This window comes from Corallococcus sicarius, from assembly GCF_003611735.1.
GTDB lineage: Bacteria > Myxococcota > Myxococcia > Myxococcales > Myxococcaceae > Corallococcus > Corallococcus sicarius.
Genome location: NZ_RAWG01000005.1, coordinates 23,355 through 48,397, shown reverse-complemented (window position 1 = coordinate 48,397; position 25,043 = coordinate 23,355). Strand labels below are relative to the sequence as shown.

At 68.1% G+C, this 25,043-nt stretch carries 20 protein-coding genes; 7 read left to right on the top strand and 13 right to left on the bottom strand.

Annotated features, from left to right (window positions below):
• Window positions 1-529: 529 nt before the first annotated feature.
• Window positions 530-904: a YciI family protein gene (locus D7X12_RS01540; RefSeq protein ID WP_279637122.1), complete on the top strand. Its 375-nt coding sequence runs from the start codon at window positions 530-532 to the stop codon at window positions 902-904.
• Between the two features lie 156 nt (window positions 905-1,060).
• Here D7X12_RS01540 and D7X12_RS01535 read toward each other — a convergent pair whose 3' ends face one another.
• The 8 genes from D7X12_RS01535 to D7X12_RS01490 all read right to left on the bottom strand — a co-directional run bounded on the left by D7X12_RS01535 (window position 1,061) and on the right by D7X12_RS01490 (window position 11,257).
• On the bottom strand, window positions 1,061-2,218 hold the full coding sequence (locus D7X12_RS01535) for a serine hydrolase domain-containing protein (RefSeq protein WP_120623485.1): 1,158 nt from the start codon (window positions 2,216-2,218) through the stop codon (window positions 1,061-1,063).
• A gap of 194 nt (window positions 2,219-2,412) precedes the next feature.
• The gene (locus D7X12_RS01530) at window positions 2,413-3,837 is read right to left on the bottom strand and encodes a hypothetical protein (protein WP_120623484.1); all 1,425 of its coding nucleotides are present in this window, start codon (window positions 3,835-3,837) and stop codon (window positions 2,413-2,415) included.
• A gap of 10 nt (window positions 3,838-3,847) precedes the next feature.
• Window positions 3,848-5,506, bottom strand: coding sequence for a hypothetical protein (locus D7X12_RS01525; protein WP_120623483.1), 1,659 nt, complete (start codon window positions 5,504-5,506; stop codon window positions 3,848-3,850).
• 424 nt (window positions 5,507-5,930) lie between these two features.
• Window positions 5,931-7,835, bottom strand: coding sequence for a bifunctional metallophosphatase/5'-nucleotidase (locus D7X12_RS01515; RefSeq protein WP_120623482.1), 1,905 nt, complete (start codon window positions 7,833-7,835; stop codon window positions 5,931-5,933).
• A gap of 130 nt (window positions 7,836-7,965) precedes the next feature.
• A complete protein-coding gene (locus D7X12_RS43940; RefSeq protein WP_244224281.1) occupies window positions 7,966-8,289 on the bottom strand; it encodes a hypothetical protein in 324 nt (107 codons plus the stop codon).
• Between the two features lie 18 nt (window positions 8,290-8,307).
• Entirely contained in the window at window positions 8,308-9,468 is a 1,161-nt protein-coding gene (locus D7X12_RS01505) for a serine hydrolase domain-containing protein (RefSeq protein WP_244224280.1), read from the bottom strand.
• 983 nt (window positions 9,469-10,451) lie between these two features.
• Window positions 10,452-10,955, bottom strand: coding sequence for a group II truncated hemoglobin (locus D7X12_RS01495; RefSeq protein ID WP_208718775.1), 504 nt, complete (start codon window positions 10,953-10,955; stop codon window positions 10,452-10,454).
• Complete coding sequence (locus D7X12_RS01490) at window positions 10,952-11,257, bottom strand: putative quinol monooxygenase (protein WP_120623480.1); 306 nt, start codon at window positions 11,255-11,257, stop codon at window positions 10,952-10,954. The genes D7X12_RS01495 and D7X12_RS01490 overlap by 4 nt, the downstream gene beginning before the upstream one ends.
• 246 nt (window positions 11,258-11,503) lie before the next feature.
• Between D7X12_RS01490 and D7X12_RS01485 the strand changes: the two genes are divergently transcribed.
• Entirely contained in the window at window positions 11,504-12,442 is a 939-nt protein-coding gene (locus D7X12_RS01485; protein WP_158619919.1) for an AraC family transcriptional regulator, read from the top strand.
• A gap of 114 nt (window positions 12,443-12,556) precedes the next feature.
• Here D7X12_RS01485 and D7X12_RS01480 read toward each other — a convergent pair whose 3' ends face one another.
• The 3 genes from D7X12_RS01480 to D7X12_RS01470 are packed head-to-tail and all read right to left on the bottom strand — an operon-like array spanning window position 12,557 to window position 16,925.
• A complete protein-coding gene (locus D7X12_RS01480; RefSeq protein ID WP_120623478.1) occupies window positions 12,557-14,269 on the bottom strand; it encodes a sodium:solute symporter family protein in 1,713 nt (570 codons plus the stop codon).
• Window positions 14,266-14,445: a hypothetical protein gene (locus D7X12_RS01475; RefSeq protein WP_120623477.1), complete on the bottom strand. Its 180-nt coding sequence runs from the start codon at window positions 14,443-14,445 to the stop codon at window positions 14,266-14,268. The genes D7X12_RS01480 and D7X12_RS01475 overlap by 4 nt, the downstream gene beginning before the upstream one ends.
• Window positions 14,442-16,925, bottom strand: a complete 2,484-nt coding sequence (locus D7X12_RS01470; protein WP_120623476.1) for a PIG-L family deacetylase — start codon at window positions 16,923-16,925, stop codon at window positions 14,442-14,444. The genes D7X12_RS01475 and D7X12_RS01470 overlap by 4 nt, the downstream gene beginning before the upstream one ends.
• An 85-nt stretch (window positions 16,926-17,010) precedes the next feature.
• Between D7X12_RS01470 and bshC the strand changes: the two genes are divergently transcribed.
• From bshC to bshA, 3 genes are read left to right on the top strand one after another with little or no spacing between them, the layout of a single operon-like run.
• Window positions 17,011-18,684 carry a bacillithiol biosynthesis cysteine-adding enzyme BshC gene (bshC, locus tag D7X12_RS01465; protein ID WP_208718773.1) on the top strand — a complete coding sequence of 558 codons (1,674 nt, stop codon included), beginning with the start codon at window positions 17,011-17,013 and terminating at the stop codon, window positions 18,682-18,684.
• Window positions 18,681-19,487, top strand: coding sequence for a bacillithiol biosynthesis deacetylase BshB1 (gene bshB1, locus D7X12_RS01460; RefSeq protein WP_120623474.1), 807 nt, complete (start codon window positions 18,681-18,683; stop codon window positions 19,485-19,487). Before bshC ends, bshB1 begins: the two co-directional genes overlap by 4 nt.
• Window positions 19,484-20,647 (top strand): N-acetyl-alpha-D-glucosaminyl L-malate synthase BshA, encoded by a 1,164-nt coding sequence (bshA, locus tag D7X12_RS01455; RefSeq protein ID WP_120623473.1) that lies wholly within the window; start codon window positions 19,484-19,486, stop codon window positions 20,645-20,647. Before bshB1 ends, bshA begins: the two co-directional genes overlap by 4 nt.
• Window positions 20,648-20,670: 23 nt before the next feature.
• On the opposite strand, the gene D7X12_RS01450 is transcribed toward bshA, so the two are convergent.
• Window positions 20,671-21,525, bottom strand: coding sequence for a DUF2911 domain-containing protein (locus D7X12_RS01450; RefSeq protein ID WP_120623472.1), 855 nt, complete (start codon window positions 21,523-21,525; stop codon window positions 20,671-20,673).
• A gap of 300 nt (window positions 21,526-21,825) precedes the next feature.
• On the opposite strand from D7X12_RS01450, the gene D7X12_RS01440 reads away from it, so the two are divergent.
• Window positions 21,826-23,136, top strand: a complete 1,311-nt coding sequence (locus tag D7X12_RS01440) for a PQQ-dependent sugar dehydrogenase (protein WP_120623470.1) — start codon at window positions 21,826-21,828, stop codon at window positions 23,134-23,136.
• A 94-nt stretch (window positions 23,137-23,230) separates the two neighbouring features.
• On the opposite strand, the gene D7X12_RS01435 is transcribed toward D7X12_RS01440, so the two are convergent.
• Window positions 23,231-23,617, bottom strand: a complete 387-nt coding sequence (locus D7X12_RS01435; protein ID WP_120623469.1) for a nuclear transport factor 2 family protein — start codon at window positions 23,615-23,617, stop codon at window positions 23,231-23,233.
• Between the two features lie 810 nt (window positions 23,618-24,427).
• Here D7X12_RS01435 and D7X12_RS01425 point away from each other — a divergent pair.
• Window positions 24,428-24,895 (top strand): hypothetical protein, encoded by a 468-nt coding sequence (locus D7X12_RS01425; RefSeq protein WP_147443475.1) that lies wholly within the window; start codon window positions 24,428-24,430, stop codon window positions 24,893-24,895.
• Window positions 24,896-25,043 lie beyond the last annotated feature (148 nt).

Below are 25,043 nucleotides of genomic sequence, written 5' to 3'. Positions count from 1 at the left end.
GGCATCGCATCAGGCAGGGCGCTCACTGGAAGAGCGGACACGCAGGAGTTGGTGGCGCCGCCCCACGGCGCCGCGTGAAGCCCCACATAGACTACCCCATGAGACACCTCCCCACATCTCCTTCTACTGAAGGTTTCTGGACGCCATCCCCAATCCGCGCTACTCGGGGAAACATCCGCAGGGAAGTTTGCGGACACTCAAGCGGGCCCCGAATTTTCCGGACTTCACCTAACCCCATGATGTCTCTCGTGTTTTCCGTCGCAGTCTCTAGAGAAACGCCGAGAACGGGTTCGCAGAAGCCTTCGTTCGGGGAGCAAAAAAGAAGGCCCTGCCCCAACCCGGCAGGGCCTTTTTGCTTTTCCACGGGCCTCGCGATGAACATCGCGGGCCCTCGTGCTTGAGCCGCTGAATCCCAAGGGATTCTGGCTCGAGGTGCTGAAGAGGGCGTTCTCGGCTTTCGCCCCCGCAGAGCGAGTGCCCCCTCTTCTCTGCCGCCGATTGGGCTCTCTGGAGCACTCTTTCGCCCATTTTGGGGAGCTCCGAGACGGCTCTCAGACTCTCCTTCAACGAGGAGTTGCGGAAGGTCGGCGTGCTGCTCGATCTCGGCGGCCTCACGCCGATGAGCCGCGGCGCGCTCGTGCGGTACAGCAGGAGCCAGTGCAAGGTGATTGATGGCCCGTTCGCCGAAGCCAAGGAGCTGATCGCCGGCTACAGCCTGCTCGAAGTCAAGACGTTCGCCGAGGCAATCGAGTGGGCAAGGCGCGCGCCGTTCGGCCTCCTCGTGCAAGACGGCGAAGAGTGGGAGGTCGAGCTCCGGCCGCTGTTCGACCCGACGGAGTTCGACGTGCCGGGCGAGGCCGAGAAACGAGCCAGGCGGCTCGGCGAAAAGCCCGGCAAGGCGTAGCCGCGGCGCGGCGCGGGGGGCTCGCGGCGAGTGTTCGCCCCACACACCGCGAGCGCCGCCGTGTTTCGCATCGAGTTCCCGCTGTGCCTCCCCAAGATGCTGGAGCCCACCTGCGCAAGCTGCGCCGCGCATTCGGGCACCCGGTAGAACACAACGCTATTTCTTGCAGGTCGTCACCGGATCGACCTTGGCCACGTCGGCGCCCCACAGGCAGACGACGCGGTCCAATGCCAGCCCGCTGCGGGAGTTGCTGAAGAAGACGATGCCGTCGCCGGAGTGCGGACGCATCAAGAACTTGGCGCGGAAGCCGGCCTGGTTGCGTCCGTCGTGACCGACGGCGGTACTGCCGTCGCCAAGGCGTTCGATGAAGTGGCCCAGGCCGTAGACCGCCTCATCGGGCGCACGCGGCGTGCTCAGTTCCGCCGGTGTGTACATCTGGGCCAGTTGCGCCTGGGTCAGTGGATGCGCGCCGGCGGTCCTCGCCATGCCGGCAATCATCCAGCGGGCGAAGTCGCGGACGGTGGTGGTCAGGGTCGAAGGCGCCTGCTCGACGTAGTAACGCATCGGCACCGGCCTGCCATCGTCGCCGTGTCCCTGCGCTGCGCCGGCCAGCACCTCCGGCGTCAAGAGGACGCTGCTGTGTTTCATGCCCAGCGGCCGGAACACCAGCTCGCGCGCCAGGTCCGAATACTTGCGCTGCGTGGCCCGCTCAATGGCCAGTTGCATCAGCGTATAGCCGCCGCCGGAGTACTGGAATTTCACACCGACCGGCGCGAACAGTTCCACCGCGCCGCGTCCATTGGTTTTGCCGGCCAGCGACTCCTCCAGGCTCGGCAGCTCCTTGTAATCGAGCCAGCCCTGATACCCGCCCAAGGTCGTGCCCGCGGTGTGCGACAGCAGGCGGCGGATCGTGAACAGGCGAGGGTTGAACGGGCTCTGCGCCAGGGGCCACGGCGACAGCACATCGGCCACCGGCTTATCCAACTGCACGCGCCCCTGCTCGGCCAAACGCATCGTCACCCAGCTGGCGATCGGCTTGGCCAGCGAGGCAGCGACGAACACCGTGTCGGGCGTCACTGGCACCTTGCCCGCGTGGTCCGCGAAGCCGAAGCCCTTGGCGTAGACCAGCCTGCCTCCGACAATCAGCCCCACGGCCGCGCCTTGGATACGGGCCTCTTTCATGAGGGCCGGCACTTCGTGCTCAATGACTTGGATGAACGGCGGTGGCGCGACAGCGGGCACGGTGAGGGTGCCCAGCTCGGCCTGGGCGGGGGACAGCGGAAGGATAAGGCAGAGCAGGAGCACGGCACGCATGGGCGTTCCTCCGAAGGGGCATTACCGAGAAGAGGATTCGGTGGCCGGCGCGGCGCGTGGGGTGCCGGTCGCCCAACGTCTCGCAGCGTCGCCGGAGTGCGCGAGGGGCGGCGCCGCGCTGCCGTACACGGATGGATTCAAGTCCCAGGTGGTGAAGCGGAGTTACGCGCGGCCCTGAGTCACGCCGCCCAATCTCAGCGGAGGGCCTTCTCCAGCTCCTCGCGGCTGAAGTCCCTCGAGAGGTTGTTCGGGTCCCAGAGGGCGGCCAGCTCGACGATGGCCGGCAGCAGGGCCTGGATGCGGTCCTTGAGCCTGGCGCGCACGTGCTCCTTGAACCGCTGGTTCTTCATGCGGGCCAGCTCGCGCACCTCTTCCGGGACGCGGTTGACCAGGTCGTCGAGGGGGCGCAGGCCCCGCTCGAGCGCGCTGTCGACCTCGCTCTGGAGGTTGCCCGGCAAGGCCTTGAGCTTGCCGGCGGCGTCCTTGCGAGTGATTTCCTCGATGTGCTGACGGAAGAGGTAGGACTCCGCGAGCTGCTCGAGGGTCTCGCTGCCCAGGGACTGGATGAAGATGCCCTTGAACTTGTCGCGGAACTTGGTGTCGAGCTCCTCGGTGAGCCTCCAGTCGGTGTCGATGGCCGAGCACACCTTGTCCTTGAAGCTGGAGGCCTCGCTTCGCTGGGCCGAGCTGGGCACGCGTGAGGCCCAGTCGGAGAGGTAGCCCTTGGCCTGGTCGAGCATGACCTTGGCCTTCCCCAGGTCGTTCTTGTCACGGTACGTGTCGACCTCCGCCCGCGTCGCGTTGAAGAGCAGCAGGACGCTGCCCTTCTCCGCCTGCACCAGGCTTTGGTAGGCCGACACCAGGTTGCGGTAGTGGCCCGTCTGCACCTGGTAGACTTCGGAGCCACCCTGCACGGCGTCCAGCAGGTTGCGGTCGATTTCGTCGGGGATGTCGACATCGAACATCGAGGCGACGAACTTGGCCAGATCCACGCCCTTGCCGCCCAGGAGCTTGTCATCGAGCTTGAGGGCCACGTCGAGCGACTTCGCGGTGGCGCGCGAGACGCCCTCGCTGGTGCGCTTGAGCACGCCCGGGGCGAGCTCGTCGACGATGGACTGCGCCATCCGTGAGACCTGCTGCACCACCTGACGCTGGTCGTTCTCGAAGATGACGTCCTTGGACAGCAGGAAGGTCCACTTGTCCCACAGCTCGCCCAGCATCTTGTTGAGCAGGTCCTGGTGGACGAGCAGGTCGTCGTGGAGCTGGGGCGTCTGCACCGCGGCCAGGGAGCCGAAGAAGGCCATCTCGTGCTCCAGCGCCTGGTACCAGAAGAGCTGGAGGGCGGGCGAGAGCATGTGGTCCTTGGCGGCATCGCCAAAGGCGCGGCTGATGTCGGCCGTGGCCGTGGCGCAGCGCTCCTGCCACTTGCGCTGCGTCCCCAGATTGCCGGCGCTGGTGCGCTCGCTGGCGTCGAGCATGGCCGAGAGGGCTTGATCGGCCGCGTTTCCAACCTTCACGATGGCGTCGCTCAAAGCGCGCTTCACCGTGTCGGGTGCGCCCTCCGAGGCGCGGTTCAACTGGTCGTTGAGTTCAGAGACGCGGCTTGAGTACCAGCCCATGGAGTGCTCCTTACAGGCTCTGCTCGCTGGTGATGCGCCAGGGGCCACCGTTGCGGCGTTGGACCGTCCAGCGCCGACGCACGTCGACTGAGTTGAAGGTGCGGGTCTGGCCCTCGAAGAGGCCGACGTGGTCCAGCTCCAACTCGACCTCCTCGACGCGCGGCAGGCCCGGGGCCTCGTCGCCCCGGATGACGACCCGCACCTCACCCATCCAGCGCACCCGCGCGTCGAGCACCTTGTCGAGGATGAGGCGCCGCGCGCGCACCCAGTCGCTGTCGCGGCCGTTCCAGGTCCAGACCGGGTAGTAGATGGGCCGGTCGGCGTCTGGCACGGCGCGCCAGTCCGCGAAGAGGCCGTTCCAGGTCTCCTGGTCACCGCGCTTCACGGCCGAAATCATCGCGGTGAGGACCTCGCGCGGGCTCGCGTCGTCGGCCGGAGCGCCGAAGCTCTCCTGGCTGAGCGTCTCCTCTCCGGCGAAGCGCGGTCCGCCCTCGCTCGGGTCGCTGACATCGACGCAGACCACGCCGCCGACCAGAGCGGCGACGGGCTCCACCTCCAGGCCGGCCGCGGTGCGGCCCGAGCCCGCGAGCAGGCGGGGATCCGGAAGGATGCGGCCGAGCACGGCGATGTCGAGCCTCACCGACGGGGCAACGCGCTTCTGGTAGCGCTGCATGGCGGAGAAGACCTTGTTCATGGCCGGGGTGTTGGCGGGGCAGAAGACCCAGGCGCCGGACTGGTTCCAGGCCAGGTAGCCCTTGCCCATGTCGACCAGCCACTCCCGTTGCGTCAGCGTCGGCAGCGAGACCAGCTTGCCGGTCACCGCCGAGCGGTCACCCCGGAAGGGGTCGACGACGGGGAAGGCGCCGAGCGTCTCCCCTGCACGCGCCTCCAGCAGGACCTTCCACGCCGCCGCGGCCTGGAGGCCGATGGCCTTCACCTGCTCCTCGCCCCGGGTGCGGAACTCAAGGGCATCCGCCGGGAGCGTGACGAGGTCTCCATCGAGACAGGCACGCACCGTCTCCCAGTCCTCGCGCATCGCCGTCGCGAAGGGGCCGGGATGATGCTCGACGAGGAAGTCGACGCGGGCCTTGTGTCCGAGGTGATTCGCGAGTTCCGCGCGCGTCCCTCGCGAGGTGCGCCAGGCGCCGAAGGTGCTGTCGAGCAGGCGCTCCCAGTCGAAGACGCGCTTCTCGAGCCATGACATCCAGGTCGCGTCGAAGCCGTCGCGACCCATGCGTTCGGGTCCTCCCGGTCCGATGAGCTGCCGCGTCGTATCGGCGATGCTCCAGGTGCGTTCATGGAGCAGGGCGCCGCTGAACTCGTGCTCCTCCCAGCCATCGCCGGGCTCGCGCCGGCGAACGATTCGCACCTGGACCTTGTCACCCTCCTTTCGCCCCTGTTTGTCCCAGGTCTGGCTCTCGGCGTACTGGCCGAGCATGGAGGGCACGGTGCGCTGCGTGGTGGCCAGGTCGGGTGGCTTGACGACGGGCTGACCGTCGATGGCGATGACCCGGTCGCCCACGCGCAGTCCCGAACCGCGGAAGCCGCTGTCCCAGGAGATCCACGCCACGTGGAGGTGGGGCGTCAGGGCGTCGAAGCGCGCGTCGAGCTTGAGGCCGCTGCGCAGGCCATCTTGAAGGTATTCCTTCTCGGCGCCACGTGGGTTCATGAAGGCGTCCCTGCCCTGAATCCCCGCCCCCTGCGGAGATGAGGCGTCGTTCTCTACCTCGCAGGCCTTGGCGCTTCAAGGAAGGGGGACGCCGGAGCACCTTCGCCCGCGTCTCGACATCGGTGTCTGAAAGGAGAGCGCCCCGTCATCGGCGCCCGCGGCTGCAAGGACGTGGTGCACACGTTTGCCTCGGCCAACGTCACCACTGGCGAGGTGACGGGCCGACTGTAAGGCAGCCGCACCCAGAAACGCCGCAAGGATGGGCTGTCGTGACCGCAGACGCCTGACGCGTTGGGGAGAGAGGACTGGCTGCCCGCTCACCCTGCGGCGGTGCCTGGCGGTGGCCAAGGTGGCAGCGGGCCAGTCGCAAGCCCAGGCGGCGCGGGAGTTGCTGTGCGCCCCCTCCACCGTGGTGTCCGCCGTGCTAGGGCAGCATGGTGATGCGATTGAGCGCGGGGGCGGGCAAGGGGCTCGCCATGCTGCTGTGCGCCTTCAGGTATGCCTCCAGCGCGTCGCTGTCCACGGCGCCACCCAGCCGGTTCGTTCCCTCGGCGAACACCGGGAAGCCATCACTCCCACTCGCGAGGTAGTTGTTCGCGGTGACGCGGTACTCCGCCGTCAGGCTCACTGGCACGCCGTTGATCCGGATGGACGCCGGGTCGACGCGGCTTCCGATGGGCGCCGACGCGCTGAACGCATAGGTGAAGTCCGCCGACGGAAGCAGCATGAGGGTGGCTCCCGACGGCCGCCACTGCCGCTCCAGCAGTTGCTCGATTTGCGCGCCCGTCAGCGTCAGGGTGACCAGGCTGTTGCCGAACGGCTGCGTGGTGAAGGCCTCGCCGTAGGTGACCTCGCCCTGGGCGATGCCCGCGCGCATGCCGCCCGGGTTCATGAAGGCCACCTGCGCCCCACCCAGGTTCGCGGGCTTCGTCGCCTCCAGATGCGAGTCCGCGATGACGAAGCCCAGGGTGGACTGGCCCGCGGAGTCCGTCTGTGTCCTGAGCGTCTGCGACACCCATCCGATGACCCGGTTGGCCCTCGGCGCGACGAGCTCCTGGTACTTCGTCACCAGCTCCTTCACCGCGCCGACCTCCTGCACGTCGCGAGTGACGATGACGTTGTTCGCTCGCGCCTCCACGACGTCGCCCGTCGCCTTGCTCAACGTCAGGTCGATGTCCGTGACGAGCTGCCCCATCGACGAGGCGCTCGTGACGACCTTGCCATCGATGACGCAGTTGTAGGCCTGATGCGTGTGGCCGCTGACGATGACATCCACCGCGTCGTTGAGGCCCTTGGCCATGCCCACGATGGCACCTGAGATGAGGCCGTCCGCACCCGCGCCCTTGCATTCGTTCACCAGCGAGCCCGAGGTCGGAATTCCGCCCTGGTGCACCACCACGATGATGGCTTCGACGCCCTGCCGCCGCAGCTCCGGCACCAGCGCGTTCACCGTCTGCACTTCGTCCTTGAAGGTGAGCCCCGCCACTCCCGTGGGTATGACGCTTTCCGGCGTGTCCTCCAACGTCATGCCGATGAAGGCCACCTTCACGCCCTCGAACTCGCGCACGTCGTAGCGGGGGAACAGCGTGCGGTCCACGCCCGTGGCCACGTTGGCCGCCAGGAACTTGAACTTCGCGCCCGGGAAGCCATCCCCGTCCAGGCAGCCATCCACCGGGTGGCAGCCGCCCGACTGCATGCGCAACAGCTCCGTGCTGCCCTCGTCGAACTCGTGGTTGCCCACCGCGACCAGGTCCAGGCCCATCAGGTTCATCGCCTCGACGGTGGGCTCGTCGTGGAAGAGCCCCGACAGCAGCGGGGAGCCGCCGATGAGGTCTCCCGCCGCTACCACCACCGTGTTCGGATGGGTGGCCCGCAGGGCCGCGATGTGCCGGGCGAAGTACGTCACGCCGCCCGCGCTCACCCGCACCGGTCCACCGTCGGGGGCCACGCCCGTCAGAATCTGGCCCGCGGGCTCCTCGAGCTGCCCGTGGAAGTCATTGAACGCGAGCACCTGCACGCTCACCGTGGTGGGACCCGAGTCGGAAGTCCCCGCGTCGGGCGTCCCCGCGTCGGGCGTCCCCGCGTCCGTGCCGGAATCCGGGGGCGGCACCTGGACGGAATGCTGCTCACAGCGCTTGTCCTCGCAGACCCACTCCGTGTTCGAAGCCGGCGGTCCCTTGTCTTCACGGCAGTCGGCGGCGTCCTGGCACTCGTCACCTCCGCAGCCGCCCTGGGCGAAGAGGAACATGCCGGTGACGAACGCTCCGGCGAGCAGGAAGACGCTGGGACGCGCTCCCAGAAGTGACGAGCGCGGTGTGGCTTGTGGCATCGACGGAACTCCAACGAACAGGGAGGGGGAACCTACTCTGGTTCGTGGACGATGGCGCGACTTCATGGCGGCACGGTGAAGCTCGCGCCCCGACTTCGTCTCGACACGGGTCTGCGGCTGCCGCCCGTACTCATGGCGCGGATGGCGGCGCTTCGTTGCCACACAGCAGCAACTCCGCGGGACCTCCGGTGCGACCCACCAGGACGGCCACCTGACCGTGCGCGCGACCGAAGCGCTCCGCCTCTCCGCGCCAGGCGAAGCCAGTCTCGGACGACACCGCCGGGACAGCTACGGGGCCACGCAGGTAGACGGTGCGCACCGGCAGGCCCTCATGGGCCTCGCGTTGACCTGCCTCTTCGATTCCGACCCGTGAGCCCTCGGCCTCCCTGCTCCACATGCTCTCCGACGACTTGTCGAGCTGAGAGAAGTCTGCGGGGGCTCGACGCGTACTCACTCCCTGTTGTTCGCCGTGCTAGCGACCCTGCATGGATTCGACCCTGTCAAAGAGGGGCGCCAGCGCGCGTTCCATGGCGTTAGCGGTCGCATCGCCGCTCTGGTTGGTGATGATGAACACCCCCAACTGATACTTCGGCACGAGGTAGAGATAGCATTGCGCGCGAGGCACGCCGCCGTGATGCACGTAGTGGGTGCCCAACTGGCTGCTCTGGCCGATGTTCCAGAAATAGCCAATGCTGAAGTCCTCCGCGAAGCGCACCAGCGGCTTGTGTGACTCTGTCACCGCAGGATGGTTGCTCAACTGCAAGCGCAAGTACTTCACCATCTCCGGCATCGTCGCCTTCAAGGCTCCCGCCGCGCCCCAGGGCAGGAGTGGCATCGGCGTGGTACCGACCGGGTTGTCGCTGTGGTAGCCAGGAGCCAAGCGGTTGGCGTCCTGGGCACGCAGGCGCAGCCACATGTCGTGCATACCGGCTTCCCGCGCCAGGAACTCCGCGAGCAACGACTCGTAGGGAGCCCCGTGGATCTTCTCAAGGGTGTGCGCGACCAACTCGGTGCCGGCGCTCGAGTAAGCATAGTCCTTGCCGAGCGGGCCCTTGATGCTGACGGTGTGCAGGTCCTGCCAGAACTGCGGCCGCCCGTAGTCCGCATAGGCAGCATTGAGCTTTGCCGGGGTGGCATGCGCAGCGAAGTCCCTCAACACCTCATTCACTTGCAGTGGCAACATCCCCGGCATGCCGCTGGTGTGTGTGACCAGATGGCGCAGACGGATCGGCCCGCCGTCTGACTGAAGGTTCGGATAGGCGGACGGCAGATACTTTTGTATCGGGTCGTCGAGGGTCGCCTTACCTTCGAGGACAGCGTTTGCCAACAGCAGGCCGACGAAGGTCTTGCTGACCGACCCTATCTCATAGAGGGTCGAATCATCGGGCGGATTGGACTTGCCGGTCTCCAGCTCACCCCGATGCAGGATGAACTCCTCGCCGCGATAGACCACTGCGATCGACGTTGCGTGCAGCAGTCGTGACTGCAGCAGGGTCGTCGCGGCCTGGTTCATGGCCGTGGGGATATCGCGGGCGGGTGCAGGGCCCGTCGTCTTGCAAGCGGCCAGCACCAGCATCATTTCAGCAATGGCTACGGAGAGTTTGTTCATCAGGCGCATAAAGGGGATGGGCACTCTCGCACGCCCCCCAGGTCGGAGCCAGACGCGCGAGGCCCCATGCCCAACAGCCGGGCCACTTCGCGCGCACCCGTCCCCATTCGGCGCAACCGCACCAACTCTCTCCCAGCCGCGTTTCTTCCAACTGTCTTCAGCGTGGAACGGACCGCCGTCCCGATTGCTCCAGCTCAAGGTCCGCTTGGCCGCCCCCAGGGCGATCCGCTTGGCCGACCCCGCTACGAACAGCTTGGGTGACCCGCCTGCGATCCATTACCCCGGTCCGTTACAGCCGCTGGCGGCGCTTCCTGTCGGACCGCCTGTGCCTACCCAGACTTCGGTCGCGGAGTCATGCGTACGTCAAAAGCGAGTGAGCGCGACGCATAGGGGACCGGCCATCGAGCGCCTGTAGCGGCGAAGGGAGAGGTGGAGCACCGGGGGGCGGCAGCGGGGCGTACCAGTCTGCTGCTGCGCGCGGCCTGGCTCGACACCGCCTACGAAGGCCTGCCCTCGCAGGCCGTGGACCGCTGCCGGGCGGGCCGCGATTGACCACGGGAGCTCCAGGCCAAGGCCCTCGCGCATCCCAGGTCCCGCGCTCGCCTCGAAGCATGCGACTTCCACCTACCTCAGCGCGTCGCCCGCGAGCTCACGCGCGTCGCCGCCACACACTCCTTGTGAATCGGGCGTCGCGAGGATCAACACCATGGGCGGGAGGTCACCCACCGTGTAGTTTGCGGACATTCAATCGGCCCCCGATGGAAGGGCTTGCCCCTACCCCTCTTTGAGAACACTGGATATCATTCGGTTTTCGGCCCGCAGAGAGTTTGAGTCCTCTCAGAGAAACACAGAGAACGAGTTCGCGCAGGGCTTCACTCGGGGAGCAAAAAAGAAGGCCCTGCCCTGACCCGGCGGGGCCTTTTTGCTTCGGATCCACGCTCGTCATGAGCGGACTGGATTTGACCCGAGGAACCCGTGGCGGGTTCCCGGGCAAGACGTGGCGCCTCCTATCCAGGACGGTATGGACCGCCCGGAACACCCCACCCCCAGACAGGCATGGGCGCCTCCAGGTCCACGCTCACGCCTTCTCGGGAGTTGATGACCGCGAGCCTCGACCCCCACTCGACATAGGCGACAAACGCCGACCGGAACTCGGGGTCCTCCGGCAGCTTCACCTCGTCGGCGCAATCGAGCAGCAGCTCCGTCCAGCGTCGTCGCTGCGCCTCCGTCAGGTGTCGCCCGAGGTGATGGCGAACCATCTCGGGATGCCCTCCTCTCTCGCCGCTGTAGCGGGGAGGCCCTCCCAGGACCTCGCCCAGGAAATGGGCGACGTGGGTCGGGTGTGCCGCGGACATCCGCTCGAAGACAGGGCCCAACAGCGCGTCCGCGCGCACGCGTTCGTAAAACCGCTCCGTCAATCGCGCGAGGGCCTCGGCCCCTCCCGCCCACACGTACAACGATGGCACGGAGCTGGAGTCCCCGCGTCCATCCGGAAGGGACGGCTCGCTCACGGGCGGCTCCAGGCACTCTCGACGCGGTAGTGCTTCATCTCCTGGATATCGGAGACGAAGGGCTTGATGAGCGCGAAGAACTTCCGGAACTCGGGGCTCCGGCGAAACCCCTGAAGGTGGCCCTCCTCGGAGTCCCACTCGATGCGGACAACGAAGTGGTGCGGCTCCTCCACGCCCCGGCTCACTTCATAGCGCAGACAGTGAGACGAGGCGCGCAGGTGCTCACCCGCGAGCTGATACGCCTCGAGAAACGCCCCCGCCCGCTCGGCGGGAACGTCATAACGGATGTACTCCACGACCATGGTCGGACCCTTCTTCGAAACGGGTTGAGGCGGCGCGGCGACTCCCACGCCTGCCATGACAGTGACAAGAAGAAACAAGGCCGCTCGACGAACCTTCATGGACACCAATGAACTCCCGGGCGAGTGGGAATGGGAATCCGGGCGTGGACTCCCGCTCGACTCTGAACGTGTAGAACCCAGCGAGGAGACCTGCTTGGCCGCCCGTTCCAATTCCCGTGCCCGGCGTCCCGGAAGGATGAAATGAGGATGGAGCCCCTCTCGGCGGTACTTCGCGGGATGCGCCTGAAAGGAAGCATCTATGCCGCATGGGAGCTGCGCGCCCCCTGGGGCATGGACCTGCCGGAAGGCCCCTTCGCGTCGTTTCACCTGGTGGAGCGAGGACGGTGCGTGGTGCGCACCTCACGCGAGGTCCTCCACCTGGAGGCCGGTGAGCTGGTCGTCCTCTTCGACGGTCAGGCGCACGTGCTGCTGTCCTCACGGGAAGCACCGGTCGTTCCCCTGGCACAGCTCGTCGCGCGGCATTCCCCGGTGGAAGGCGTTCATCATGCGGGCGGAGCGGGCGAGTCCTCCCGTCTGGTCTGCGGCAAGTTCGCCGCCGAGGGAGCGCAGGGACTCCGCATGCTGCGCGGGCTCCCCCGCGTCGTCCACCTGGGACGCACGAAGCTGGCCTCCCTTCCCGCGCTCCGCGCACTGCTGGAATCCCTCGCACACGAAGCAGCCTCCTCTGCTCCCGGTGCGGCCACGGCCGCCGCCCGAATCACGGAGGCACTCTTCGTCCAGGTGCTGCGTGCCCTGCTCCTCGACACGGAGGAGACGCCCCCGGGATGGTTGGCGGGCCTGCGCGAGCCTCGACTGGCAGAGGCCCTCCATCAGCTCCACATGGACCCCGCTCGACCCTGGTCCGTCGCAGAACTGGCCGCGCGAGCCGGAATGTCCCGCACCCGGTTCGCCCTGCTCTTCCAGAAACGCATCGGACATCCTCCCATGACCTATCTCATGAACCTCCGGCTGGACCTGGTCGCGCAGCGGCTGCGGGACGGAGACGACTCCATTGGCGAAATCGCGCATGCGGCGGGGTTCGCCAGTCAGTCCGGACTGAACCGCGCGTTCCATCGGCACTTCGGCCAGACGCCCTCGGCCTTCCGCAGGGCTGCGAGCGCTTCCGTGAAGGCATCGAGTCCGTGAGCGACAAAAGGAGGAGCGGGTCCGCGCGTTCTTCGCGCGGATGGCCTCTTCCATGCTGGCAGCGGTTGAAGGGCAGTACCCCGCATCGCCCACCAATCCCAGGCCCCCGCGGACTCAGGCCCCCGTCGCCGGGGCCGGCGTCTCCCCGCGCGGCAGGACGCCCTGCATCACCAGGCTCAGCACCATCACCAGCGCACAGCCGATGACATTGAACCAGAGGTAACCCACGTCGGAGAGGAAGTAGAGGGCAATCACCGTCGCCTGGGAGATGACGGCCGCCGCGAACACGGCATGGCCTCGCACGCGCTTCACGAAGAAGGCCACCAGGAAGATGCCCAGCACCGTGCCGTAGAAGATGGAGCCCAGGATGTTGATGGCCTGGATGAGGTTGTCCAACAGCGAAGCGAAGGTCGCGAAGGCCACCGCGACCAGCCCCCAGAACACGGTGAACAGCTTGGACGCCACCAGCACGTGCCGGTCCGAGGCGCCGGGCTTGAACACCCGCCGGTAGAAGTCCACCGTCGTGGTGGTCCCCAACGCCGACAGCTCGCTGGAGATGGAGCTCATGGCCGCGGACAAGATGACGGCGATGAGCAACCCGAACAGCCCGCTTGGCAACCAGCGCTTCACGAAGGTGATGAAGATGTAGTCCGAGTCCTTCGTCTCCGCGCCCGGAAGCGCGCGCGCCACCATGGCCTTCGCCTCCTTGCGGACCGCGCTCGCCTGCTGCTGCGCGCCCTGGAGCAGCGCCCGTGACGCCTCGCCGGCCGCCACGTCGCCCGACTCGACGGCCGACAGGTAGCGCTCCACCTCCGCGCGCTTGCCGGACTGGACCTGCTCCCACTTCGCTTCCAGCTCGGCGTACTCGGTCGCCTGCGGCGTGCCCTGCACGCGGGTGCGCAGCGCCTCGTTGAAGAGCAGCGGCGGCGTGCTGAACTGGTAGAAGACGAAGACCAGAATCCCAACGAAGAGGATGAAGAACTGCATCGGGATCTTCAGCACGCCGTTGAAGAGCAGCCCCAGCCGGCTCTCGGAGATGGAGCGGCCCGTCAGGTAGCGGCCCACCTGGGACTGGTCCGTGCCGAAGTACGACAATGACAGGAACAGCCCTCCCGTGATGCCGGACCAGAAGTTGTAACGGTCCTGCATGTCGAAGTCGAAGCTCACCACGTTCATCCGGCCGAACGCGCCAGCGACGTCCACCGCCTTGCCGAACGACACGTTCGCCGGCAAGCGCCAGAGGATGACCACGGCGGCCACCACCATGCCGCCCATCATCACCACCATCTGCTGCTTCTGCGTCTGGCTCACCGCCCTGGAGCCTCCCGTCACCGTGTAGAGGATGACGAGCGCACCCATGACGATGACCGTGGGCTCCAGCGGCCAACCGAGGATGGTGGAGAGGATGATGGCCGGCGCGTAGATCGTAATGCCCGCGGCCAGGCCGCGCTGGATGAGGAAGAGGAAGGCGCCCAGCAGCCGCGTCTTCAGGTCGAATCTCGACTCCAGGTACTCGTACGCGGTGATGACGTTCAGCCGGTAGTAGATGGGCACGAAGACAGCGCTGATGATGACCATCGCGATCGGCAGTCCGAAGTAGAACTGCACGAAGCGCATCCCGTCCTCGTAGGCCTGCCCGGGGACGGAGAGGAAGGTGACGGCGCTGGCCTGCGTGGCCATGACGGCCAGGCCAATGGTGGGCCACTTCAGCTCACGGCCTCCACGCATGTACTCGTCGCTGGTGGCCTGCCCCCGGGACTTCCAGAGGCCCCACGCCACGATGGACGCAATCGTCGCGCCCAGGACCAGCCAGTCGAGCCCCGTCACGCGTACGCCTCGGTGAGCACCCAGAACACGGCGACGAACAGCACGAAGATGCCCAGCACCACGATGTAGATGTTGCGCCAGGAGCCCAGCAGCGGCGGCGCGTCATCCATCTCGGGCCGGTGCGCGGGGGCGGCGCCGGCGGGCTCACGGGGGGACAGGTTGGGAGCGGTGCTCATGGAGACAGGATGTTGGCCAACAGGCGGTAGGCGCCGGGAACCCCGGCGGGGAGCTGACGGAAGAAGGCGAGGCCCGTGTAGATGAAGGTGCCCTTGCCATGACGCGCGACCAGCAGCGCGCCCTGGAGCGGCGCCTCGCCGGCATCGTGCATGGCGAACACGGGCTGATAGCGAGCGTCCCACGACGACGCGAAGTAGAGGCCCCGCTCCTGCACCCAGCCCTCGAAGTCCGCGGCCGTCAGCGCATTGGGCGCGCGCAGCAGCGGCTCATTGGCGCGCAGCGGCGTCATCGCCGCCGTCTCATCCGTCACCCGGTCGCGACCAATCTCCATCGGATAGGGCCCGACGAAGGACGTGAGCGGCCCCACGCGGCTGTTGGTGTTGTACTGCACCACCAGCCGCCCGCCGCCTTCCACGTACTGGAGCAGCCGCTCCCGGTGGACGGTCAGGTGCGTGTCGGCGTTGAAGGCGCGTACGCCCACGAGGATGGCGTCGAAGCGCTCCAGCGGCTCCCGGGCCAGCCGCTCCCCGGGAAGCAGCGTCACGTCGTAGCCCACCGCGCTCAGGCTCTCCGCGACGCGGTCGCCCGGACCCGGGATGTAGCCGATGCGCTTGCCCTTCATGGCCAGGGAGAACGGCACCACCTTGGCCGTGGAGGGCTGGCGCACCGTCAACGGCGGGAGGTGGGGATACGACACGGAACGGGCACGCCACGACCAGGCGCGGTCCCCCACGTCGACATCCACGGAGAGGACTCCCTCCTGCGTCGAGCCCCGGGGCGGCGTGACCTGGAAGATGAGGGTGCGCTCGTCTCCGCGCGCCGCGAGCTTGAACTCGACCGACGCGGGCTCCACGCGCCAGCCGGGCGGCGCCATCATCCGCACCGTGCCCGGCACCTGATCCATCCCCGCGGCCAGCACCACCGGCACGGCGCGGGACTCGCCGTTGGGGAACATGAGCACGTCCTGCGCCAGCGTGGCGGTGACGGGCGGGACGACCTCGAAGTCACGGTAGAGCTCGCCGCGCACCGGATCCGTCCAGGCGTAGAGCACCGGACGCACCGCGCGGAAGCGCCGGCCCGCGACCGTGTACTCGAACGCCACCGACAGCGCGGGAGCGCCCTCCGGCTGGCCGGTGAGCGCGCGGTCCTCGCCCTTGAGCGTGTAGAGCCCTCCGGTGACAGGCTCCCGGAGCCAGTAGGGCGTGGAGATGGGCGCCGTCGTCGGCAGCGTCACCGTGCGCGACAGCTTCAGGGGCACGTTCGCGCCCAGCACCTTCCCCACGGCCTCGGGTTTCTCGCCGGGCAGCGTCAGCCCCACCCACTCGACGGCGGCGGGCGAGCGGTTCAGCGCCACCACGTCCAACGCCACGGGCAGCCCCGGGATGCCCGTGGGCGCGGCGGCACGCACCTCCAGGAACAGCCCCGCGCAAGCGGCGATGAGCGCCTCCGTCTCACGCAGCTTGGGCGCCTTCCATGGGTGGGTGTCCGGCAGCGCGCTCAGCGCCTCGTGCACGCGGACGAGCGCGGGCAGGGAGTGGTGAGGGGCGCGCGCATCGTACGCCTTCGTCACAGCGGCCACCGCGCGGGCCACGGCCTCCGAGCCCTTCCAACGCTTCCAGGAGAAGTCGAGCCCCTCGAACACGTCGCGCTTCGGAAGCGTCCCCGCCAGCGGCGTGAAGTACTCGGCGCTGGGGCCCCGCTCCGGGGCCTGACCGAAGCCCTGGCTCTTGTGCTGGCTGCGGCTCTCCGCGGCCACCTCGCCCCATGAACGCCCGAGCAACGCGTCGTAGCCGCCCACCTCCAGCTTCACGTAGCGGGACAGGTCCTCACCGGGCTTGAACGACCACGAGGACGCGTTCTGCAGCAGGCGGTCCGCCTTCCACGGCGTCACCTCGGACAACTGCTCAGGAAAGCGCTTCGGGTCGGCGGCGGCGATGAAGGCCTCCGCCGCCAGCAGCGCGGAGGCCGTGTGGTGGCCGTGGTTCGGCGGCGCCGTGCTGAAGCGGGTGATGATGACGTCCGGCTGGAAGCGCCGGATGGCGAGCACCACGTCCGCCAGCACCGCTTCATGTCCCCAGATGCGCAGCGCCTCTTCCGCGCTCTTCGAATAACCGAAGTCCCGCGCCCGCGTGAAGAACTGCTCCGCGCCGTCCACGCTCCGCGCGGCGAGCAACTCATGCGTGCGGATGAGCCCGAGCAGGGCGTCCTGTTCGGTGCCGATGAGGTTCTGCCCACCATCACCGCGCGTCACGGACAGGTAACCCGCGCGCAGGCCGCGCTCGCCCACCAGCCACGCGAGCAAGCGCGTGTTCTCGTCGTCCGGGTGGGCCGCGACATAGAGCACACTGCCCGTCACACCGAGCCGCTTCAGGCCCGCCGCGACTTCACCTGCGTGGAGCTGCCGAGCAGGCCGCGCCACCGCCGTCGACCCGATTCCGAGGCTCATGGCCAGCATCATTCCGAGGAGCAGGTTCCGCATTCGGGCGGACCCTACAACAGGCCCCTTCCCTGCGCGCGGCCCGCATTGCTTCCGGGATGACGCCCGCCGCCACGACCGTGCGCGCATGCACTTCCGGTGGCGCGCCCGCCGCGACCTGTTAGTACGGCATGCCGTGACGTCCTCGTTCTCGGCCGCGTGGCTTCGCGGAGATGCGTCCGCGCTCTCCTTCCTTTCCGACGACTATCGGCACCGTGAAACGCGCGCCCGGGCCGTGGCCGCCGCCGCGTCGCGCACGGTGTCGCCCGCGCTGCTGGACGTCCTTGCCGCGCAGAACGCGCGCCTCGCACCGAGTCCTGCTCGGGAGCGAAACCTCGCGCTGCTCGCGCGGCCCGGCACCGTGGCGGTGGTGACGGGACAGCAGATGGGCCTCTTCCTGGGCCCGCTGTACACGCTCTACAAAGCCGCGTCCGCCATCGTCACGGCGCGCGCACTGGGGGAAGAAACCGGCCGGCCCTGTGTTCCCGTCTTCTGGCTCCAGACGGAGGACCACGACCTTCCGGAGATTGATCACTGTGTCATCCCACGTCCGGGCGGAGGGCCCTGTCGCCTGGCGCTCGAGCTTCCGGGTGCAGCAACGTCTCGAGCGCCCATCGCCCACCGCCACCTGGGCCCGAGCGTCCTCCCCGCCCTGGCCACCCTCCGCGCCCAGTTGGAAGCAGAACCCCACGCGGAGGAGTTCCTCTGCCTGCTGGAGCAGGCCTACCGTCCCGAAGCCACGCTCGCGCAAGCCTTCACCGACGTGCTGTCGTCCCTCTTCGCCGACGAGGGCCTTGTCTTCCTCGACCCGAGAGACGCACGGCTGGCGCCACTGGCCGCCCCCGTGCATCGCTTCGCCCTCCAGGAAGCGGGGACACTCTGCGCGGTGCTCGAGGCCCGTGCGGAGGCGCTCACCCGCGCGGGCTACGCGGTGCAGGTCCATGTCCGCCCAGGCTCGCCGCTCAGCTTCTTCTCACCGGAGGCGCTCGATGGCCCGCGCTACCGGCTGGATCCGGCGGAAGCGGGCGCCTGGAGTCTGGTGGGCCACCCGGAAGGCAGCACCATCACCCAGGACGCGCTGCACGCCGCCCTGGAGCGCGAACCGCTGCGCTTCACCACGTCCGCGCTGCTGCGCCCCCTCCTCCAGGACACCCTGCTCCCCACGGCGGCGTATGTCGGCGGCCCGGGCGAGCTGGCCTACTTCGCGCAACTGGCGCCGCTCTACGCCCACGCGGGCCAGCCGATGCCGCTCGCCATTCCCCGGGCCCGCTTCCGCGTGCTCGATGACCGCGCGCGCCGGTGGCTGGGCAAGGTGGGGCTCCAGCCGGATGAGGTGAACGTGCCGCGCGACACGCTGCTCACGCGGCTGGCCACGCGGGATGCCCCGGAGTCGCTGGAGACGCCCGAGGCCCTGGAGGCCCGCCTCTTGGGCGCCTTCGCCTCCGAGCTGGAGCGCGTCGCCGGACAGGTGTCGGCGGTGGACGCGAACCTCCAGGACGCGCTGCGCCGCACCGAAGGCACGGTGCGGGTCGCGGTGTCCCGGCTGACGGGCCGCTACCGCCGCGCGCTCGCCCGGCGCGATGCCACGGCGGCCGAACAGGTGGACCGCCTGCGCACGTTCCTCTTCCCGGAGGACGCGCCCCAGGAGCGTGTCCTCGGGCTGCCCTACTTCGCCTGCCGCATCGGGGCGCGTGCCTTCACGAAGACGGTGCTGGACGCGTGTGTCCCCTTCCGCGGTGACTCGAAGGACCTGACGCCATGAGCGCGACCGGCACCGACTACGGCATCGACGTCCTCGCCTTTGGCCCCCACCCGGATGACGTGGAGCTGTTCTGCGGTGGGCTGATGGCGAGCATGGCCACCCGCGGCTACCGCACCGGCATCGTCGACCTGACTCGCGGCGAGAAGAGTTCGCGCGGCACGCTGCAGTCCCGCGCGGAGGAGACGCAAGCCGCCACCCGCGCGCTGGGGCTGGCCCACCGGGAGAACCTGGAGCTGCCCGACGGATGGCTCCACCCGTGGGCGGGCTTCGACACGCCCGAGCCCGAGCGCGCCCGCACCGCCGCCGTGGCCCGCGTGGTGGAGGCGCTGCGCCGCCTGCGTCCGGAGCTGGTCGTCGTGCCCTGGGAGCAGGAGCGACACCCGGACCACGAGGCGGCCAGTGCGCTGGTGACGCGCGCCCTCTTCTTCGCGGGCGTGCGCAAGTTCGACGCGGAGCCCGCCGCGGAGCCCTTCACGCCGCGGCAGGTGCTCTACTACCCGCTGCGGCATCTGGCCGAGCCTGGCGTCATCGTGGACGTCTCCGCCGTCTACGAGCGCAAGCTGGCCGCGGTGCACTGCTACGCCAGCCAGGTGATGCCCCGCCCGGACGCGCCGCCCACGCTGGTGGGCTCACCGCTGTCGCTGTCCTCGCTGGAGGCCCGGGACCGCTTCTATGGCGCGCAGATTGGCGTCACCCACGGCGAGCCCTACGTCCTGCGCGAGGCGCTGGGACTGGCCGACCCGCTCGACCACTTCCGCAGGAATGGCTTCGCCCGGCCCCTGTTCTTCCCGGCACGCACATGAACGCTCCTCTCAACGTGGCCATCACCTGCTTTCCGACCTTCGGTGGCAGCGGCATGGTCGCCACGGAGATTGGCCTCGCGATGGCGGACCGGGGCCACCGCGTCCACTTCATCGCCCGGGACCTGCCGGTCCGTCTCCACGGCACGAACCGGAAGGTCGTCTTCCACGAGGTGACGGAGAGCGACTACCCGGCGCTCCAGCAGTCCAGCACCTATCCCATCGCGCTGGCCTCCAAGATGATCGAGGTCGCCAGCTACGAGCGCCTGGACATCCTGCACGTCCACTACGCGGTGCCGCACGCCACCGCCGCGTGGATGGCGCGCGAGGTGCTGGGCCCCAGGGCGCCGCGCGTCGTCACCACGCTGCACGGGACGGACACCACGCTGGTGGGAATCGACCCCAGCTACCTGCCGATCACCCGCTTCTCCATCCTGCGCAGCGACGCGGTGACGGTGCCGTCGGCCTACCTGCGCCGCGCGACGTGGCAGGGCTTCGACATCCCGGAGAGCGTCCCCATCGACGTCATCACCAACTTCGCGGACACCGAGCGCTACGCCCCGGTGCGCGACCGCGCCTGCCTGCGCGCGCTCTTCCCGGCCCTGTATGACGACGAGCCGGTGCTCATCCACGTCTCCAACTTCCGGCCGGTGAAGCGCATCGTCGACGTGGTCGCCATCTTCACCGAGGTCCACCGCCACCGTCCCTGCCGGTTGGTGATGGTGGGAGATGGTCCGGAGCGCTCGCACGCGGAGCGGATGCTGCGGGAGAAGGGCCTGGAGGACCGCGTCGCGTTCCTCGGCAAGCAGGACCGCTTCGAGGAGCTGGTCGCCGCCTCCGACGTCTTCCTGCTCCCCAGCGAGCAGGAGAGCTTCGGGCTCGCCGCGCTGGAGGCGCTGAGCTGCGGCGTTCCCGTGGTGGCCAGCGACCTGGGCGGAATCCCAGAGCTCGTCACGCACGGAGAGACGGGCTTCCTGGCGCCGCTGGGGGATGTCCCCGCCATGGCCCGGCACGTGCTCACGCTGGTCGAGGACGCGGAGCGCTGGCAGGGCTTCTCACGCCGCGCGCGGGCGCGGGTCCTGGAGCGCTTCCAGAAGGAACCCGCCATCGACCGCTACGAGGCGCTCTACCGCCGGCTCCTGACGGGGCCCCTCCGTCGCTGAGGGGCCCCGGGAGCGTTGGCGGGCTACTTCTTGTTCTTCCACTCCGCCAGCGCCTGGGCGACCTGCTCACGGGCGAAGAAGTTCTTGTCCTTCTGCCCCAGGTCCCACGCGGTCTGCGCGGCCTTGCGGGCCTCGGCGTACTTGCCCATCTGCGACAGGACGTCCGCCCGATTCCAGTGGGCGTACCAGGTGGGGGTGGCGGCCACGGCCGCGTCGGCGTGCTTCAGCGCGGCGGCATGGTCCTTGGTGTCCGACAGGTAGCTGGCCGCGCTCATGTGCATGCTGGCCGCGTTCTTCTCCGCCTGCGCGATGTTGGCCTTTACGAAGGCGGCGGTGTCCACGGTGATGGGCACGGAGACGCGCAGCTTCTCCCACTCCAGGTCCAGCCGCGTGCCGGTGTCCGTGGTGTCGGAGAAGAGGTACGCCAGGCGCTCGCGCGCCGGAATCGCCGTGGTGGTGGCGCTCACCGAGGCCACGTCCTTGGAGGTGTCATAGGGCGCGCCGCCCCGCCACAGGCCCAGGTCCGTGTTCAGCATCACCTTCCAGCCCTTCTGCGAGGGCAGGCTGACGATGGCGTAGGAACCGGCCGGGACGGCCTTGTCGCCGAAGGTGACAGGGTGGCTGAAGGTGATCTTCGTCGCCACGTTGGCGCCGCTGCGCCACGCCTTGTCGTTGGGGACCAGCTCGCCCCAGATCTTCCGGCCCTTCACCGCGGGGCTGGAATATTCGACGGAGATTTCGGAGACACCCACCGCCTGCGACACCTTCGCCGCGGGGCTGGGGGCCGGCAGTTGGAGCTGAGCCAGCGCGGGCATCGCCGTCAGGGTCATGAGCGCGGAGGCCAGACAGCCGAAAAGCGGGTTCTTCATCGTCTTCACTTCGTCCTTTCGGACCCGGGAAGGGTCGCGGAGCCAGCGGAGTGTAATAGACGAGGTCTCGCTCCACCTCACGTTCCACCTTCGTCGGCCAGATTGGCGCTCCGGAGCGCGGTCCCCAGCCAATCCGCCCAATACAGCCGCCCGGCCGTGACATCCATGGCAATCCCAGACACCGTGGTCTGGTGGGTCACCAGGGCGGTGGGGCTGGAGTGGGTGCCAGCGCATGGATATGGGAAAGAGGTGGCCGCCATTCACGAAGAACGCGATGCTCCCTCCCCTTCCCCCTCTGGAGTGAGCCGCATGCGCATCCTTTCAATGCCCCTCATCGTTGCCACCCTCCTGGTCGGTTGCCGGGAGGATCCAGAACCCACGCCACCGGACTCGGGCGTCTCGCTGCAGGACGCTGGCGTTCCACCACAGGACTCTGGCGTCCCTGACGACGACGCGGGCGTTCCAGAGGATCCGCTCCCCAGCGGTCCCCCGGTTCCACAGGGCCCGCCCAACGTACCCGAGTTCAAGCCGGCCTTCCCCGGGCAGACGCGCGTCCCCGCCATCCAGACGAAGACACCCATCCAGGTCACTGAGATTGCCTCGGGCTTCAGGAACCCCTGGGCCATCGCCTTCCTGCCTGACCAGCGCATGCTGGTGACGGAGAAGGCCACCGGCTCGCTCTACATCGTCACGCAGCAGGGCGCGAAGTCCCCCGCCGTCAGCGGTCTGCCCGCCGTGGACGCACGCGGTCAGGGCGGCTTGCTCGACGTGGAGGTGGGACCCGACCATGCCCAGAGCCAGCTCATCTACTGGACCTATTCCGAGCCACGCCAGGGCGGCAACGGGCTGGCGGTAGCGCGCGCGCGGCTCGTGGACGGAGCGCAGCCTCGCGTGGAGAACGTCCAGGTCATCTTCCGCATGATGCCCACGCTCGAGTCGACGCTGCACTCCGGGGGACGGATGGTGTTCACCCCGGACGGCAAGCTGTTCGTCACGCTCGGGGAACGCTCCATCCTCCAGGGCCGTGTCCAGGCCCAGGACGTGAAGAGCCACTTCGGCAAGGTGGTCCGCATCAACCCCGACGGCACCGTGCCCCAGGACAACCCGTACCTGAACAACCCGCAGGCGAAGCCGGAGATCTGGTCGGTGGGTCACCGCAACGTCCTGTCCGCGGCGCTCGACAGCCAGAACCGGCTGTGGACGGTGGAGATGGGGCCGCAAGGAGGTGACGAACTCAACCGCCCCGAGGCAGGCAAGGACTACGGCTGGCCCACCATCGGGTATGGAGAGGATTACTCCGGCGCTCCCATCCACGAGAGTCCCCAGGCTCCGGGCATGGAGCAACCCGTGTACTACTGGGACCCGGTGATTGCCCCCTCGGGGATGACCATCTACTCCGGGACCCTGTTCCCCGAGTGGCGGAACAACATGTTCATCGGCGGCCTGAGCTCCAAGGCACTGGTGCGGCTCATGGTGCGCAATGACCGCGTGGTGGGCGAGGAGCACCTCCTCAAGAACCTGGACTCGCGCATCCGCGAGGTGGTGCAGGGTCCCGACGGCGCCCTCTACCTGCTCACCGACGCCACCAACGGCAAGGTGCTCAAGGTCACGCCGCGATGACGCATCCGTAGGCCACGGCGCGCTCCCCCCCGAGAGAATCAAACCTCGGGGGATGAGGGCCTGGTCCAGACGCGGACCGGGAGCAACCCAACGCTCAACCCTCGAACTGGTGGAACACCTTGGCAATCACCTTCCAGTCACCATCGACCTTGATCAGGGTGAGGAAGTCGTTGTAGTCGGCGCCGACCGCGTCCTTCTCCATATCGACACGCACCACCGCCGTGGTCGGCGTGATCGCGAGCACGTCGAGCCGCGTGGTGATGTCGGGCGCCTTGCCGTTCTTCTGGACGAAGTCGTAGAGGTTCTTGATCGAGCCTCCCAGCAGCTCTCCATGGGTGAAGCCGTACATCACTGCGTCCTTGTGGAAGGCCTCGGCCACACCTTCGACGCTGCCGACGCGCAGACCTTCCACGTACTTGCTGGCGGTGGCGATGACCGCGCCATAGTCGCGGGTGGGTACAGCCTTGATGTTCTTCGACATGAGGGTTCTCCTTTCACGGGTAATGAGGCGCGACGATGGCTGCCTTGGCTTCGGGCGATAGGCGGGTTGGCCTGCGCTCGGCCTTCGTCTTGCTTGCTCAGTACCTCGACGATGGCGTTGTATTCCTGAACATCGTTGGGATTGCGCATGGCATGACTCCACATAGAAGGTGAGGCAGTAAGGCTCTCCTGCGAAGTGGCATGGGAGAGATGCGGCCTTCCGCAGTCAGGCAGAGCCCTCGTCAGCTCTGCCGCGGCCATGCTCGAAGGGGCGCTTGGGGTCAGCATCACCAGGCGCACGCTCGGCTCGCACAGTGCTTCACACCCGATGGCGACCAGAGCGGCTTGGCCCGAGGCCCACCATCCACCTCACCCTCTCTGACTTGAATCCATCCGTGTACAGCACTGAGTCCTGCCTGCTCTCGTCCCCAAGGCGTGGTCAGCCCGGCTGATCAGCCGAGGCGACAACTACGCTGACACTGGGGGTGGGCGTACCTCCACACGGCGCTCTACCCCGATGATCGTGCCTGGCCCGTGGCGTGCGCGGAGTGGATGACGAGCCCGACTCCGCAGGGACGGGTCGAAAACAAATGAGAGCCTGAAGAAGCGACGTCACGAGGAGTTGCTCCGGGTTCCCGCTTCGTTCGCCAGCCCCGTATGCCTGTCCGAGGCTTGCCACGGCACGGACACTCCGTCCCGCCAACAGCGCGGTTCCGGGTCAAACTGTCACACGCGATGAGTCCCCAGGAGGGCTCCGAGAGCGTCGATCCCTGGCCAACCGCTTGCAAGGCATCTCAACAGGGAGGCACACATGATGCGATTTCACTGGGGGATGGGGCTCACCTGTCTGTTGCTGGGAGCGAACGCGGGGGCGGAGGGGCGCGACATGCGCGCGAGCTTCAAAACCGATTACCGGGAGCAGCGCTTCGAACAGATCATCGCCGCCAGTGTCGATGACCTGGATTACATTCCGGCCGAAGGGCGCCTGAAGGGTCCCTACCTCTCGCTGGTCGACGAGGCCGCGCGGCCCAACAACAACTTCAAGTTCGCCAGCTGGGTGCTCTGCGTGTCGTCCACGAGCGAGGAGAATGGCACCGTCCTCCTCATCGACTCCGTCCAGCTCATCCAGAAGCCGGAGAAGAACGGCCCGGATCTGATCGTTTACTACCGGCGGGCGAAGGCCCCCGGCATTCACTCGATGCGCCAGGTCTGGCCCTATGCGGTCCTCGTGGCATACGGATGGCATGAGAAGGTCAGCTGTCGGGCAGCGACGGAATGACACAGCATGTCCCGCAGTGGCTCCGCTCGCGCACGTCCTGGCGTGGAGTCACTGGCGACGCCACCATCAGGCCGTTGCTCCCCATCACTGCTGTCGGAGTCAGTTTCTTGCCGAAGCCCTCCTCGAAGGAGGAGTTGCCCTCGCTGAT

What these genes read in the sequence shown, in the direction of transcription:
- D7X12_RS01535 (WP_120623485.1), bottom strand. Translation starts at nt 2,218, where the DNA reads ATGCGTGCCGTGCTCCTGCTCTGCCTTATCCTTCCGCTGTCCCCCGCC.
- D7X12_RS01490 (WP_120623480.1), bottom strand. Translation starts at nt 11,257, where the DNA reads ATGGTCGTGGAGTACATCCGTTATGACGTTCCCGCCGAGCGGGCGGGG.
- D7X12_RS01425 (WP_147443475.1), top strand. Translation starts at nt 24,428, where the DNA reads ATGATGCGATTTCACTGGGGGATGGGGCTCACCTGTCTGTTGCTGGGA.
- D7X12_RS01435 (WP_120623469.1), bottom strand. Translation starts at nt 23,617, where the DNA reads ATGTCGAAGAACATCAAGGCTGTACCCACCCGCGACTATGGCGCGGTC.
- D7X12_RS01515 (WP_120623482.1), bottom strand. Translation starts at nt 7,835, where the DNA reads ATGCCACAAGCCACACCGCGCTCGTCACTTCTGGGAGCGCGTCCCAGC.
- D7X12_RS01470 (WP_120623476.1), bottom strand. Translation starts at nt 16,925, where the DNA reads ATGCGGAACCTGCTCCTCGGAATGATGCTGGCCATGAGCCTCGGAATC.
- bshB1 (WP_120623474.1), top strand. Translation starts at nt 18,681, where the DNA reads ATGAGCGCGACCGGCACCGACTACGGCATCGACGTCCTCGCCTTTGGC.
- D7X12_RS01530 (WP_120623484.1), bottom strand. Translation starts at nt 3,837, where the DNA reads ATGGGCTGGTACTCAAGCCGCGTCTCTGAACTCAACGACCAGTTGAAC.
- D7X12_RS01485 (WP_158619919.1), top strand. Translation starts at nt 11,504, where the DNA reads ATGGAGCCCCTCTCGGCGGTACTTCGCGGGATGCGCCTGAAAGGAAGC.
- bshA (WP_120623473.1), top strand. Translation starts at nt 19,484, where the DNA reads ATGAACGCTCCTCTCAACGTGGCCATCACCTGCTTTCCGACCTTCGGT.
- D7X12_RS01525 (WP_120623483.1), bottom strand. Translation starts at nt 5,506, where the DNA reads ATGAACCCACGTGGCGCCGAGAAGGAATACCTTCAAGATGGCCTGCGC.
- D7X12_RS01440 (WP_120623470.1), top strand. Translation starts at nt 21,826, where the DNA reads ATGCGCATCCTTTCAATGCCCCTCATCGTTGCCACCCTCCTGGTCGGT.
- bshC (WP_208718773.1), top strand. Translation starts at nt 17,011, where the DNA reads ATGCACTTCCGGTGGCGCGCCCGCCGCGACCTGTTAGTACGGCATGCC.
- D7X12_RS01475 (WP_120623477.1), bottom strand. Translation starts at nt 14,445, where the DNA reads ATGAGCACCGCTCCCAACCTGTCCCCCCGTGAGCCCGCCGGCGCCGCC.